Raw genomic sequence first — 14,659 nt, forward strand, 5'->3', positions numbered from 1 at the left:
CCGGCGCGACGGAGTCTAGGGATCGCGCCCAGAACGGGGAACCGCACTTGACCTGCGGCTTTCCCATTCCTTTACCGGCCGTGCCGCACCGGGGCAGCCCACGCGGAACGACGTCAGGCGTCCTTCTCCAGCGGTGTCCGGGTGTGGTCGTAGAGGGCGTCGGCGACCTTCTGGCACAGCTCGGCGAAGATGCTCTGCTCGCCGGGGGTGAGGACGGTCCTGGCCACGGCCGCGGCGGCGCGGCGGCTGTCCGCGGCGCGGCTCAGGAACTCGCGGCCCTCGTCGGTCAGGGTGGTCGTCAGCTCGCGGCGGTCGGTGCCGTCCGCGATCTGGGCGACCAGCTCCCGGTCCTTGAGGAACCGCAACGCCTTCGACATGCTCTGCCGGGAGACGCCGAGCGAGTCGCTGAGCTGGGACGGCGTCATCCGGCCGCGCAGGCGCAGGTTCTCCAGGACGTCGTACTGCTGCCACGTGACGTGTTCGGGGTTGGTCCTGGTCCGTCTCGCCACGACGACGCACTGGAGGTGGGTCAACGCGTCTTCGAGCGGGTTCGAGTCCACCGCGCCTGCCGGGTTCGAGTCACCCACGGTCGTCATGACACCCTCGCATCGCTCCCGCGAGCGGCCGAGAACCAATGGCCGCCCACGACATGGTTTCCGCCTGGAAATCATGTTAGCACGGGCTCCGACCAGTGCGGGAGCACTGATCAGCCGGTGCCGCTCAGCGCCTCGGAGAACCAGGTCCGCACCCTCTCGACGTGGCCGTGGTCGACCAGCGGCAGGTCCAGCCTGCCGATCCGACCACTCCGCGTCACCAGGTGGGCGGCGAAGTCGGCCGCCGGGAGGCCGACGTGCTCGTCGACGCGCTCGAACCAGTCCCGGCTCACCTCGGCGACGTGCTGCGTCTTCGCCACGACGGGCATCCGCTCGGCCTCGTAGGCCGCCAGGCCCTCCGGCACCCCGTGGTCGGACAGCGCCATCGCCAGCGCGACCGCGTCCTCCATGGCGAGCTTCGTGCCGGACCCGACGGAGAAGTGCGTGGTGTGGGCGGCGTCGCCGAGCAGCACGACGTTCCCGTCGACCCAGCGGCGGTTGCGCACCACGGTGAACCGGCCCCACCGGGAACCGGCGCACACCAGCCGGTGCCCGTCGAGCTGGTCCGCGAACAGGTCGGCGACGGCCGCCGCGGTCGCCTCGGGCGCGCGGTCGGGCACGTCCAGGCCGCTCGCGGCCAGCACGCGGTCGGTCGTCTCCACGATGAACGTGCTCCACCCCGGCGCGTACGGGTACGAGTGCGCCTGCATGGTCCCGTGCGGCGTCTCGACCACGGTGAACGTGAGGGCGTCGAAGACCCGGTCCGTCCCCATCCAGAGGTAGCGCGAGGCACTGGGCCGGAGGTCGGGGCCGAACGCGTCGGCCCGCGCGGCCCGTGTCGCCGAACCGACGCCGTCCGCGGCCACCACGACGTCGAAGTCCTCCGACAGCAGGGGGACCGGTGGCGCCTCCGTTCCGAAGTGGACGGTCACGCCGACCTCCGCGCAGCGCTCGCGGAGCAGGTGGAGCAGCGCGCGCCGTTCGACGGCCGAGAAGCGGTACCCGCCGCGGGACAGCGTCTCACCCCGGTAGCGCACGTCGACCGCGTCCCAGTGGACGAACCGGTCGCCGAGCACGTCGAACAGCCGGGGGTCCGCCGCTTGGACCCCGCCGAGCGCGCCGTCGGAGAACACCACGCCGAACCCGACCTCGTCCTCGACCCCACCCTTCTCCCAGAGCACGACCTCGTGCCGGGGGGCGATCCGCTTGACCAGCGCCGCGAAGTAGAGCCCTCCGGGACCTCCACCGACCACCGCGATCCGCATGCGACCTCCTCCTCGAAGCGAACGGGATGATCGATTGCCCAGCGGAAACCGCCCAGATCCACCACCCCGACGAACACTGGGGCTTCCCCTTGCCGCGCGCGCTCAATCATCCGTCGAGCCCTGCGACCACCACACGAAGTCGATACCCTTGGTTTCCGAACGGCAATGACCGGGCGGAAGACGGGACCGGATCGATGGCGACACCCCGAACCGATCACGAGGTGAGCGCGCTGCTCGCGAGGCTGACCACGGCGAACGGTCCCGCCTTCGCCCTGCTGGACCGGGGCGGGGACGGGGTGGACGTGCTCGTCGGGTCGACGGTCACCGTGCGGTCGACCGCCGACATCCCGGTGGGGCCGGGCGGTTCGCTGGCGGTGCTGCCCTTCCGGCAACTCGCCGAACGCGGACTCCCCTGCCGCGACGACGGCACGCCGTTGCGGGTGCTCGTGGCCGAGGAGCGCCACTCCGTGCCGAAGGACGCGCTGGAACGGCTGCTGCCCGGCGAACCCGCGGTGGTCGACGCGGGTTTCGACGAGGACGACGCCGCGTACGCGGACCTGGTGGAGCGGGTGGCGGCCGAGGAACTCGGGCACGGCGGCGTGACGCACTGCCTGCTGCGCCGGGGTTTCACCGCACGACTCGTCATCCCCGGCCCGACCGCCGCCTTGGCGCTGCTGGGGAACCTGCTGCGCGGCGAACGCGGCGCGCACTGGACCTTCGCCGTGCACGAGGGCGGCCCGACCGGTCGCGCCCTGGTCGGCGCGCCACCGCAGGGCCAGGTCAGCCTGCGGAACGGCGCCGCGACGACGCACCCGACGTGCGGTACGTACCGCTACCCCACGACCGGCCCCACCGTGGCGGGCGTCGTCGACTTCCTCCGGGACGCCAAGGAGTCCGACGAGCTGGCGGCGACCGTCGACGCGGAACTGGCGGCGCTGTGCGCGCTGGACCCGGACGAGGTCCGGGTGGACGGCCCGCGCCTGCTCACCATGAGCAGGCTGGCGCACACCGGCTGCACGCTGCACGCCTTCGGCACGTTCGACGCGAGGCAGGTCCTGGCGGGCACGATGTTCGCGCCGACCGCGATCGGCACCCCCGTGGCAGGCGCGCTGCGCGTGATCACCGACCGCGAACCCGAGGGCCGCGGCTACTACGGCGGCGCGGCGGCCCTGTTCGAACCGGACGGCACCCTCGACGCCGCCACCCTGATCAGAACAGCGGACCTCGACAACACCGGCCTGCTCCGAATCTCCGTGGGCGCCACGGTGAGCACCGACTCCTCCCCCACCGCCGAGTCAGCAGAAACCCGCGCCAAGCTAGAGGCCCTACTCACCGCACTCGGCCACAACCCCACGAAAACCCAGCCCACTACAGCGCCGAAAACCCCCGCCCTGGCCGATCCACCGCGCGACCGTGACGCCGCGACCACGTCACCCTTCACCACCGCCCCCGTCGTCGAGGAACTCGCGCTGCGTCGCAAGCGGTTCGGCGCGCACTGGACGTCCCCGCCCTCCCCTGCCGCGACGGATCGGGGCCCGCTGCTCGTGGTCGACCTCGGTGATCCCGCCGCAGCCACCCTGGCCCACCTCGCCCGGCTGTGTGGCTGGCGGCCGGTGGTGCGGGAGATCGCGGACGTCGGCGATCTCACCGGGACCGTCCTCCTCGGGCCGGGGCCGGGGCGGGGCGATGATGCGGGTTCGGTGGCGGCGCGGGCGGTGGTGCGGGCGGCGTTGGGGCGGGGGGTCGAGGTGTGCGGGGTGGGGTTGGGGTTTCAGGTGTTGGCGTGCGTGCTGGGGTTTCGGATCGGCGGGCCCCGGCGGGCTTCGGGGGTGGTTCGGGTGGTGGACGTCTTCGGGATCCCGAACACGGTGGTGCCGCGCAACGCCTTCGCGGTAGCCGGTCAGGTGGCCGGTGTGGACGTCTGCCGGGACGAACCCAGCGGTGAAGTGCTGGCGTTGCGGACCGCCGGAGCGCGTGGCGTCCAGTTCCGCCCGGAGTCCGTCCTCGCCGTCGACGGGCTCCGCGCGGTCGACGACCTGCTCCGTCCGACTGATCACTAAACCATCACGGCCGAAATTCACCGAATTCGAGCAATGCGCTCGTACGACGAGACCGAAACCCGCCATATCCACGGGACCAAATGGTGGAAGCACGGTGTGCGCGGCGCGGCGTCAGAGCCAGATGGTTTCCATTTCGACAACACTTCCCCGCGAGAGCCGCATGATCGGCCGTCGCACGCCCCGTCGAAGAACCAGGGCAAAACGGACACTCAGCCGCATCCAAGCAACCATCCCCGGCACCGGTGCTGAGCATCCAGAGTTACCCGCACACCGTCCTAACCATGCACGGAACAGCGATTCTGCAAGTTTTCAGTGCTCGCACCACCAGATGGACCAGGGCCGCACACCACCCGCCGCAGCACGCTCGACCCGCCGCGCGCCTCACCCGTTCGTGTTGACAACCTCAAGCTGAAAGCAGCACACTGATTTCTGTACGACAACCAACTCGCAATCGTCGAGCGCCGGTCCGAATCGGATCACCTCAACGAAACCGGGCATCGCCCGATGGCTCCCCGATCGTTCGGGAAATCTCCACCGCACCTCGCCAGGAGAAGGGAAGCAGAGACGTGCCGGACCAAGCAGCGCACCCCCGGAAAGCCGAGAGCGCGACGAGACCACCGGGCTCGCGCACGCTCGTCTCCTCGTTCGCCGAGGCGGCTCGCGACTTCGCCGACCGGACGGCCCTGGTCGAGGGCGACCGCGTCACGACGTACGCGGAACTCGACCGGCGGTCCGCTCGGGTAGCCGCGCTGCTGCGCGAGCGGTGGGGGGTCGGGCGGGGTGACCCGGTCGGCGTGCACATGGCCAGGTCGACCGATCTCTACGTGCTGATGCTGGGGATACTCAGGGCGGGCGCCTGCGTCGTGCCGCTGAACCCCGAGCACCCGGCAAAGTTCGTCGACCGGGTCGTCGCGGAGTCCGGGACGCGGGTGGTGCTGCACGACGGCGACCGCGCGTTCGGCGACGCCGTTCGGGTCGCGCCGATCCGGGAGTTGACCGGGGGGAAGGACCTCCCGGACGTCGAACCGTCCGAAGTGGACATCACCGGCGAGAGTACCGCGTTCCTGATGTTCACCTCCGGCTCGACCGGCCGCCCGAAGGGGGTGCGGATCGCCCACCGGGGCCTGGCCAGGCTCGGCCCCGACCAGGGTCGGCTCGCCGTGACCGAACGGGACGTCCTGGCGCAGTTCGCGGCCTACTCGTTCGCCGCCTCCACCATCGAGATCTGGCTCAGCCTGCTGCACGGGGCGACCCTGGTGGTCCTGCCGCCGGGTCTCCCGACGCTGCGGGTGCTGCGCGACGCCGTGCTGGACAACGGGGTGACGGTGCTCAGCCTGCCCGGCGGTCTGTTCAACCTGGTGGTGGACGAGGAGCCGGAGGTGCTGGCGGGTCTGCGCGCGGTCGTCCTCAGCGGCGACTTCCCGTCCCACGGACACCTGACCAGGGCGGCCGGGCTCACCTCGGGAACCGTCTACAACGGTTACGGCTGCACGGAGAACTCCTCCATCTCGCTGCTGTACCCGATCGACAGCGTCGACGACGTGAGCCGCCACGACCGGGTCCCGGTCGGCAAACCGATGCCGGGGGTCGTGGCGCGCGTGCTCGACGAGGACCTGCGGCCGTGCCCACCCGGCGAGGTCGGGCAGCTCTGCATCGGCGGCACGGGTGTGGCTCTGGGGTACCTGGACCAGCCGGAGCTGACCGCCGAGAAGTTCGTGCCGGGCCCGGACGGCGAGGTGCTCTACCGGACCGGTGACCTGGCGCGGCTGACCGACGACGGCGACGTCGTGCTGGTCGGCCGGGCCGACAGCATGGTGAAGGTCCGCGGCTACCGGGTGGAGACCAGCGAGGTGGAACTGGCGCTGCGCGACCACCCCTCGGTGCGGCAGGCCGTGGTGAAGTCGTTCGGCGACGAGAACAAGGAACTGGTGGCCTTCTACTCCACTGTGGACGGATCGCCGCTGGACCCGGACCAGGTGGTCGGGCACCTGTCCGACCGGGTCCCGGCGTACGCGGTGCCGTCGCTGTTCGACCACCGGGACTCCTTGCCGCACAACGTGAACGGGAAGATCGACCGGAGTGCGCTGGCGGTCCCCGCCGCGCACGCCACGACGACGAAGGGCGACGAGACCATGAACGACGCGAAAACCCTGCTCGAACCGGTGATCCTCCAGGCCTGGAAGGACATCTCCAGCCTCCAGGACTTCGAGGTCACCGACTCCTTCCTCGGCCACGGCGGCAACTCGCTGCACTTCGTGCAGCTCGCCAACCGGCTCCAGAAGATCTTCGCGGTCGAGGTCGAGACCGAGGACGTGTTCCGGCACGGCACCGTGGAGAAGCTGGCCGCCCACATCGACGGCATCCGCGACCCGCGGACCGCCTCCCACTAGACCGGTCCCGCTCGACCGACACGGAGGCGACGAGAACGTGAACTCCCCACTGGAATCCGCCGTGCTGCACCTGGCGCGGACCGTCACCGGCGTGGCCGACCTGTCGGCCGCCGACTCGGTGTCACGGCGCTGCGGCGGTCCCGAAGGACGCGACCGGGTCGGCGCGGCCGTGCGCGCGGTGTTCGCCGCCGAGCTGACCGACGAGCGGGTGCGGGGGACCGACACGGTGGCCGAGTTGGCGGAGGCCGTCGACCGGCTGCGGGAGGGCACCGAGCGCCCAGGCCTGCGAGCCGGGTCGGCCCCGCGCGAGGACGGCGGGCTCCCGGCGTCCTCGGGGCAGAGCGGCATCTGGTTGGCGGACCAGTACTTCCCCACCTCGACCGCCTACAACGGCCCGTTCTTCGTCCGGTTCCCCGAGGCGCTGGACCCCGAGGCGCTGCGCGAGGCCGTTCGTCGCGTGGTGGACCGGCACGAGGTGCTGCGCACGACGCTGGTCCTGGTCGACGGCGCGCTGACCCAGGTGGTCTCGCCGGAGGCGCGGTTCCGCTACGAGGTGCGGGACTACCGCGGCGCCGACGAGCCCGCCGCCATCGCGACCGAGGTCGCCAGGACCAGGCTCGACCTCGGCAAGGGCCCGGTCGTGTCGATCGTGTGCGCCACCCGCGTCGACGACGGCGCCGGGCCGGAGACCACCGTGGTGTGCAACATCCACCATGTCGCGTCGGACGCCGCGTCCGCCGGGCTGTTCCTGACCGAACTGGTGGCCCGCTACGACGAGGTCGTCGGCGGGATGCCCACCGACGACGGCCGCGACCGGCCGCAGTACGCGGACTTCGCGTGGTGGCAGGAGAACCGCTTGGACGACGTCGAGTCGGCCCGCCTGCTCGACCACTGGGAGGAACGGCTGGGCGGCGACCTGCCCGCGGTGGACCTGCCGCTGGACCGACCGCGGCCCACCACCCGGCGCTTCCGGGGCGACGTCCTCCCGTTCTCCGTGCCCGCGCCGGTGGTGCGCGGACTGCGCGAGCTGGGCGCGACCGAGGACGTCACGCTCTTCATGGCCGCCCACGCGGCCTACGCGGTGCTGCTCGGCCGCTGCACCGGCCAGGACGAGGTGCTGGTCGGCACGCCGGTGTCGCTGCGCGACCCGGTCGAGGCGCACGACGTGATCGGCTACCTCGTCAACATGGTCGTGCTGCGGCACCGCGTCGACGACGGCACCACCGTGCGCGAACTGCTGCGCGCGGTGCGCGCCGAAGCCCTGGACGCGTTGCGGCACAAGTGGGCCCCGTTCGAGAAGGTCGTCGAACGGGTGCGCCCCAAGCGCGGCGGCGGGTACTCGCCGCTCATCCAGACCATGCTGGTGCTCACGCCACCGGGGTCGGCCCACGTCGAGCGCGGCGGGCGCGAGCTGCCGATCGAACGCGATCTCGGCCACGGCGCGAAGTACGACCTGTCGCTGGTGCTGCACCCCGAGCGCGACGGCGGGATGCGGGCAGTGTTCGAGTACGACACAGACCTGTTCGACGCCGACACCGTGCGGGGCATGGGCGTGCGGCTGGTGCGCGTGCTGGAGGAGTTCGCCGCGCGGCCCGACGCACCGCTCGGCGAACTGCGGCTGCTCACGCCGGACGAGGAGCGGGCCGTGCTCGACCAGGGCGACCGGGTCGCCGAGCGGTCGGCCCCGCGCCCGACGTCGGAGCTGTTCGAGGCGAAGGTCTCGGCGGCCCCCGACGCCGTCGCGGTGGAGGACGGCGACCGGGCGTGGACCTACGCCGAGCTGAACGCCCGCGCGAACCGGCTCGCGCACGCCCTGCGGGCGCGGGACGTCGGCGTGGGCACGCGGGTCGCGCTGTACCTGCCCCGGTCCGCGGACGCCGTGGTGGCGCTGCTGGGGGTGCTCAAGTCCGGCGCGGCCTACGTGCCGGTCGACCCGGCCTACCCCCGCGAGCGGATCGAGGCGATGCTCGCGGACGCGGACGTGCGCCTGGTCCTCACCACGTCCGACGTGGCCGCGGGCGTGCCCGGCGGGGTCGGGCTGCTGGAACTGGACCGGGTGGACCTCGACGGTCTGCCCACGAACGACCTCGGCCGGGTCAAGGACCCCGAGGACGAGGTCTACGTCGTCTACACGTCCGGCTCGACCGGGAAGCCGAAGGGCGTGGTGATCCGCGACCTGACCGTGGCCAACCTGGTCGAGGTGCAGGACCGCGTGTCCCCCGTCGGCGCGACCGGCAGGACGGCGCAGTACATGTCGCTGTCGTTCGACGTGTCGGTGATGGAGGTGCTCGGGACGCTGTGCGCGGGCGGCACTCTCGTGCTCGTCCCCGAGGACACGCGCAAGGACCTGCACGCCCTCGCGGAGTTCCTGGAGGCGCGCCGGATCAGCCGGGTGTACCTGCCCTACGTGGCGCTGCGGGGCGTCGCCGCCATCGCGGTGGACGCGGGCCTGCGGCTGGAGCCGCTGCGCGAGGTGGCCTCGGTCGGCGAGCAGCTCGTGGTGTCGCCGCAGATCCGGCGGTTCTTCGCCGAACGCCCCCACGCGCGCCTGCTGAACATGTACGGCCCGTCGGAGACCCACCTCGCGACGTGGCACGAGGTGTCCGGCGACCCGGAGAGCTGGCCGGAGGCACCCGCCATCGGTGACGGCATCGCCGGGCTGCGGCTCGTCGTGCTGGACCGGCGCGGCGCGGTCGTCCCTCCCGGTGTGCCGGGGGAACTGCACATCGGCGGGCCGCTGCTGTCCCCCGGCTACCACGAGCGGCCGGAGGAGACCGCGCGCCGGTTCCTGCCGGACCCGTTCCACGCCGGTGAGGTCCTGTACCGCACGGGCGACCTGGTGCGGCTCACCCCGCGCGACGGCCTGGCGTACCTGGGCCGGGTGGACGACCAGATCAAGATCCGCGGCTACCGGGTCGAGCCCGCCGAGGTGGAGGCGGCGATCGACGCGCTGGACCTGGTCGACGCCGTCGCGGTCGCGGCGGTGGAGACCTCACCCGGCGATCGGAGGCTGGTCGCGTTCGTCGTGGGCGGCCCGGAGGACCTCGACGCCGTCCGGCGCGGGCTCACCGGCGTGCTGCCCGACCACCTGGTGCCCGCCCACGTCGTCGGCGTGGAGCGCCTGCCGGTCGCGCCGAGCGGCAAGGCGGACCGCAAGGCCCTGCCGGGGCTGTTCCGCCTCGACGAGACCACGACCCCGGCGGAGCCGCCCGCCACCCCGCTGGAGGAGGCCGTCGCCCGGCAGTGGGGCGAGGTCCTCGGTCGCGGGGGCGTCAGCCGCCACGACGACTTCTTCGACCTCGGCGGCCACTCGCTCATGGCCACCGACCTGGTCTACCGGATGCGCCGCGAGCACGGGGTGGACGTCCCGCTGCGGATGCTGCTCGACAACCCGACCGTGGCGGGCATGGCGGAACGGCTCCGCGAGGTGCTCGACACCGGTTCCAGCACAGCGCCGCGCGCGCTCGACCTCGCGGGCGAGGTCCGGCTGCCGGACGAGTTCGCGATCCGCGGCACCCCCGTGCCGGACGAGCAGGTCACCGACGTGCTGCTGACCGGCGCGACCGGCTTCCTCGGCTCGTTCCTGCTGCGCGACCTGCTCCGGACCACCTCGTGGCGGGTGCGCTGCCTGGTCCGCGCCGACGACGCCGACCACGCGTGGTCCAGGCTCGTCGAGACGGCCGAGACCTACGGGATCGCGGACGCGCTCGACCCGGCGCGCGTCGTCGCGGTGCCGGGCGACCTGGCGCGCGAACACCTGGGGCTGGCGGAGGACGACTACGCCGCGCTGTCCGCGGGGGTGGACGCGATCTACCACGCGGCGGCGCACATCAACTTCGTGCTGCCCTACTCCGCGGTGAAGGCGACCAACGTCGACGGCACCGCGCGCGTCGTCGAGTTCGCGGCCCACGGTCAGGTCAAGGCGCTGCACCACATGTCCACCATCGCGGTGTTCTCCCCCGCCGAACCGGACGGCACGCTCACCGAGGACTCCGTGCCCAGCGCGCCCGAAGCGCTCGGCATCGGCTACACGCAGAGCAAGTGGGTGGCCGAGCGGATCGTGGCGGACGCGCGCGACCGGGGCTTGCCGGTCACGGTCTACCGCATCGGCCGCGTGTCCGGCGACAGCACCACCGGCGCCTGCCAGGCGGACGACTTCCTGTGGCGCCAGATCAAGAGCTTCATCCAGCTCGGCGCGGCGCCTCCCGGCGACACCACGTCGACCGACCTCCTGCCGGTCGACTTCGTCGCCCGCGCCGTCGTGGCGCTGTCCCGCGAACCGCGGGCCCACGACCGGGCGCTGCACCTGTTCCACCCGCGCGGCGCCGATTTCGACGTGGTGCACCGCGGCATCCGCGACACCGGCCACCCGGTCGAGGTCGTGCCCGAGGACCGGTGGTGGGACCTGCTGGAGTCCGCCGCCTCGAACGGCGGCAACGCGCTGGCCGCCGCCGTGCCCCTGTTCCGCGAAGGAGCGCTGGAACTGGGCGACAACACCTACCGCAACGACGCGACCGAGGCGCTGCTCGACGAACTTGGGCTGGCCTTCCCGGACATCGACCCGGAGTCGGTGTCCCGGCTGATCCGCTTCTTCGAGCGCGTCGGCGAACTGCGTGGAGCCGGTGTGCCCCAACCAGTGGGCTGAGTTCCGAGGCCCACCCGTCGACCCGATCCGTCCCGCCCCGGCGGGACTCGGAGGTACCGCGATGACCGACACGACACCCGCCGACCAGTTGCTCGGCGACGCGATGACCGCGGCGGCGTTACCGGCGCTGCAACAACCGGAGTGGACCGACCAGGAGAGGCTGGCCGAGGTGCGCACCCGGCTCTCGGTGGCCGAACCCATCGTCGAGCTGGACGCCGTGCGCGAGCTGCGGGAGCTGCTGGCCCGCGCCGCCGAGGGCGAGTTCTGCGTGCTCCAGGCTGGCGACTGCGCCGAGGATCCCGCCGAGTGCGCGGTCGACGACATCCGACCGAAGGTCGACCTGCTCGACGTGCTCGGCGACGTGATGAGCGTCGGCGCGGGCGCGCCGGTCCTCAAGATCGGCCGGATCGCCGGGCAGTACGCCAAACCCAGGTCCTCCGACCACGAGGTGCGCGACGGCGTGCGGCTGCCGGTCTACCGCGGGTCCATCGTCAACGGCCCGGCCGCTTCGCCCGGCGCCCGCCGCCCCGACCCCGAGCGCATCCTGCTCGGCCACGTGGCGGCGCGCAGGACGGTGACCGCGATCGACAGCCTCGGGCACGGCGACGGCGCGTCCGGTGACGGCCGGGTGTGGACCAGCCACGAGGCGCTGCTGCTGGACTACGAGGTGCCGCAGATCCGCCCGACCCCGGAGGGCGGGCTGTACCTGGCGAGCACGCACTGGCCGTGGATAGGCGAGCGCACCCGGCAGCTCGACGGCGCGCACGTGCGGCTGCTGGCGCTGGTGGAGAACCCGGTGGCCTGCAAGGTCGGCCCGACGATGACGGTCGACGACGTGCTGGCGCTGTGCGAGGTGCTCGACCCCGACCGCGTCCCCGGCCGGTTGACCCTGATCCCCCGCTTCGGCGCGGAGCACGTCGACGAGCTGGGACCGCTGGTGCGCGCCGTGAGCGGCGCGGGCCACCCCGTGCTGTGGATGTGCGATCCCATGCACGGCAACACCGTCGTCGGCGAGCACGGCCTGAAGACGCGGCGGCTGGAGCACGTGATGACGGAGATCAGCCGGTTCGTCGAGGTGGTGTGCGCCAACGGCGGCACGTCGGCGGGCCTGCACCTGGAGGCCTCCCCCGCAGACGTGTCGGAGTGCGAGGGCGCGGGCGCGGTCGTCGAACGCGGCGAGCACTACCGGACGCTGTGCGACCCGAGGCTGAACACCACCCAGGCCGTCGCGGCGGTCGCGCACTGGCACCGCGACCCGGCCAAGGAGTCCGGGTGATCCCGGAGACCGGCCCGTTCGCGCTGCTGCACCGCCCCGGCAGCGGCCTCGACGGCGACGTCGAGGTGCTCGCCGGGCCGGTGCGCCGGGTCGACCTGCTCGACGGGCTGGGGCTCGACCAGGCCGTCGCGGCCGGCCCGGACGGGCACCGGAGCCTGGTGCTGATGCCCTACCGGCAGATCGTCGAGCGCGGCTTCGACTGCCCGGACGACGGCGAACCGCTGCTGGTGATGGACGTGCTGGCCCAGCACCGGACGCCGCTGGCCGACCTGGTCGCCGAGCTGCCGACGGACGTGCCCGAGGTGGAGGACCTGGCGTTCGACGTGGACGACGACGCCTATGGCGACGCCGTGGACCACGTCGTGCGCACGGAGATCGAGGCGGGCGAGGGCTCGAACTTCGTGCTGGCCCGCAGCCTGCGCGGCCGGTTCCGCGACTTCGACCGGTCGGCGGCGCTCGCGGTGTTCCGCGGCCTGCTGACCGGGGAGAGCGGCGCGTACTGGACGTTCCTCGTGCACACCGGCGACCGGTACCTGGTCGGCAGCACGCCCGAGCGGCACGTGCGGGTGCACGGCGACGAGCTGGGCATGAACCCCATCAGCGGCACCTACCGCTTCCCCGGCCACGGCTCGGCGACGCGCGGCCTGCTGCGGTTCCTGCACGACCCCAAGGAGGTCGACGAGCTGTACATGGTCGTCGACGAGGAGCTGAAGATGATGGCGGCGCTGTGCGACCGGGACGTCCTGGTCTCCGGTCCGTCCCTGACGTGGATGTCGCACGTGGCGCACACCGGCTACCACCTGTCCGGCCGGTCGGACCACCCGCTCGCGGAGGTGTTGCGCCGCACCATGTTCGCGCCCACAGTCGTCGGCAGCCCGCTGGAGAACGCGTGCCGCGCCGTGGCGCTGCACGAGCCCGGCGGTCGCGGCTACTACAGCGGCGTGCTCGCGCTGGTCGGCCGGGAGCGGGGTCGCCGGTCGCTGGACTCGGCGATTCTGATCAGGATGGCCGACATCGGCGCGGACGGCGCCGTGCGGGTCACGACCGGGTCGACGATCGTCCGCGACTCGGTGCCCGCCGCGGAGGCCGCGGAGACCTCCGCGAAGGCGGCCGGTCTGCTGACCGCGATGACCGGCGGGCGGACGTCCACTGTGGACGCTCCGCCGCAACGGGCGCACGAGGCGGTCGCCGAGGTGCTGGGAGCGCGCAACGACGGCGTGTCGGGCTTCTGGCGGTCCGTGGCCGAGCAGCGGGTCGAGGACCTCAGGCTGCGCGGTGTCCGGGTGGCCGTCGTGGACGCCGAGGACGACTTCGCGTCGATGCTGGCCTACCAGCTCCGGTCGCTGGGCTGCGCGGTGCGGATCGTGCCGTGGCACCGCGCCGCGACGGGGATCGGCGACCACGACGTGCTGCTGCTGGGCCCCGGCCCCGGCGCGCCAGACGAGCACGGGAACCCGAAGATCGCCGCGCTGCGCGGGATCGCCGAGGAGGCGCTGCGGAGCGGACGGCCGCTCACCGCCGTCTGCCTCGGACACCAGGTCGTCTGCGACCTGCTGGGCATGCCGATCGTGCGGCTGCCCCGGCCGAACCAGGGCCGCCGGATCCGGGTGCGGCTGCACGACCGCGAGCGGTGGGCGGGTTTCTACAACAGCTTCACCGCCCTCGTCGGGCGCGGGACACCGGTCCTGCCGGGCAGCGGCCTGCCGGTGCGGGTGGACCGGGACCCGGACGGCGCGGTGCTCGCGCTGCGCGGACCGGGTCTGGCCACCGCCCAGTTCCACGCCGAGTCGTTCCTGACCGAGGACGGTCCCGCCGTCCTGCGCTCCGTGGTCCTCGACGCGCTCGCGCCCCACCCGTTCGACGTGAGAGGAGAGCACGTCCATGAGCACGCCCAGTCCCACCGCTCCCCAGGTGGATCCCCTGGCCCTGCGCCGGTTCCTGGGGAACTTCCCCACCGGCGTCACCGTGATCACCTGCAGGCGAGGTGACGTGGTGCACGGCGCGACGGTCAACGCGTTCACGTCGGTGTCGCTGACGCCGCCGCTCGTGCTGAGCGCGCTGGACCGGCGCAGCCGCGCGTGCTCGCACCTGTCCGACGGCGTCTTCGTGGTGAACGTGCTCCGCGAGTCCCAGCGGGACGTGGCCATGCACTTCGCGGGCAGGCCGATGGACGGCCCGGTGCCCTGGGTCGGCGAGGACGGCGACCACCCGCGCCTCGGCGGCGCGGTGGGGCACCTGTTCTGCCGGGTGTGGCGCAACTACGACGGCGGCGACCACGTGCTGCACGTCGCCGAGGTCGAGGACCTCGACCTGCGCGGCGGCCGACCGCTGCTCTTCCACCGGGGCGAGTTCCCGCGACTGGCCGAGAGCGACCCCGTGTGGGCGCTGACGCTGGACGGGCACGCCCCCTCGACCATCCTCTGACGAAGG

The 14,659-nt window shown here is 72.8% G+C and carries 8 protein-coding genes; 6 read left to right on the forward strand and 2 right to left on the reverse strand.

Annotated elements, in window-relative coordinates; all coding sequences use genetic code 11:
* Nucleotides 1-113 precede the first annotated feature (113 nt).
* Both NZH93_RS07685 and NZH93_RS07690 read right to left on the reverse strand, forming a co-directional pair.
* Nucleotides 114-596: a MarR family winged helix-turn-helix transcriptional regulator gene (locus NZH93_RS07685; protein ID WP_259622247.1), complete on the reverse strand. Its 483-nt coding sequence runs from the start codon at nt 594-596 to the stop codon at nt 114-116.
* A gap of 110 nt (nt 597-706) precedes the next feature.
* The gene (locus NZH93_RS07690; protein ID WP_259622248.1) at nt 707-1,858 is read right to left on the reverse strand and encodes an FAD-dependent monooxygenase; all 1,152 of its coding nucleotides are present in this window, start codon (nt 1,856-1,858) and stop codon (nt 707-709) included.
* A gap of 194 nt (nt 1,859-2,052) precedes the next feature.
* On the opposite strand from NZH93_RS07690, the gene NZH93_RS07695 reads away from it, so the two are divergent.
* From NZH93_RS07695 to NZH93_RS07720, 6 genes are all read left to right on the forward strand, one after another.
* Nucleotides 2,053-3,918, forward strand: a complete 1,866-nt coding sequence (locus tag NZH93_RS07695) for a chorismate-binding protein (RefSeq protein WP_259622249.1) — start codon at nt 2,053-2,055, stop codon at nt 3,916-3,918.
* Nucleotides 3,919-4,484: 566 nt separating this feature from the next.
* The gene (locus NZH93_RS07700) at nt 4,485-6,308 is read left to right on the forward strand and encodes a non-ribosomal peptide synthetase (protein ID WP_259622250.1); all 1,824 of its coding nucleotides are present in this window, start codon (nt 4,485-4,487) and stop codon (nt 6,306-6,308) included.
* A gap of 37 nt (nt 6,309-6,345) precedes the next feature.
* The gene (locus NZH93_RS07705; RefSeq protein WP_259622251.1) at nt 6,346-10,953 is read left to right on the forward strand and encodes a non-ribosomal peptide synthetase; all 4,608 of its coding nucleotides are present in this window, start codon (nt 6,346-6,348) and stop codon (nt 10,951-10,953) included.
* A gap of 61 nt (nt 10,954-11,014) precedes the next feature.
* The gene (locus NZH93_RS07710) at nt 11,015-12,229 is read left to right on the forward strand and encodes a 3-deoxy-7-phosphoheptulonate synthase (RefSeq protein WP_259622252.1); all 1,215 of its coding nucleotides are present in this window, start codon (nt 11,015-11,017) and stop codon (nt 12,227-12,229) included.
* Entirely contained in the window at nt 12,226-14,217 is a 1,992-nt protein-coding gene (locus NZH93_RS07715; RefSeq protein ID WP_259622253.1) for an anthranilate synthase family protein, read from the forward strand. The genes NZH93_RS07710 and NZH93_RS07715 overlap by 4 nt, the downstream gene beginning before the upstream one ends.
* A gap of 4 nt (nt 14,218-14,221) precedes the next feature.
* Entirely contained in the window at nt 14,222-14,653 is a 432-nt protein-coding gene (locus tag NZH93_RS07720) for a flavin reductase family protein (RefSeq protein ID WP_259622254.1), read from the forward strand.
* Nucleotides 14,654-14,659 lie beyond the last annotated feature (6 nt).

The organism is Umezawaea endophytica, assembly GCF_025061645.1.
GTDB classification, from domain to species: Bacteria; Actinomycetota; Actinomycetes; order Mycobacteriales; family Pseudonocardiaceae; genus Umezawaea; species Umezawaea endophytica.

Excerpts from the sequence above, each read along its gene's own strand:
- NZH93_RS07685 (WP_259622247.1), bottom strand. The coding sequence starts at position 596 with ATGACGACCGTGGGTGACTCGAACCCGGCAGGCGCGGTGGACTCGAAC.
- NZH93_RS07690 (WP_259622248.1), bottom strand. The coding sequence starts at position 1,858 with ATGCGGATCGCGGTGGTCGGTGGAGGTCCCGGAGGGCTCTACTTCGCG.
- NZH93_RS07710 (WP_259622252.1), top strand. The coding sequence starts at position 11,015 with ATGACCGACACGACACCCGCCGACCAGTTGCTCGGCGACGCGATGACC.
- NZH93_RS07695 (WP_259622249.1), top strand. The coding sequence starts at position 2,053 with ATGGCGACACCCCGAACCGATCACGAGGTGAGCGCGCTGCTCGCGAGG.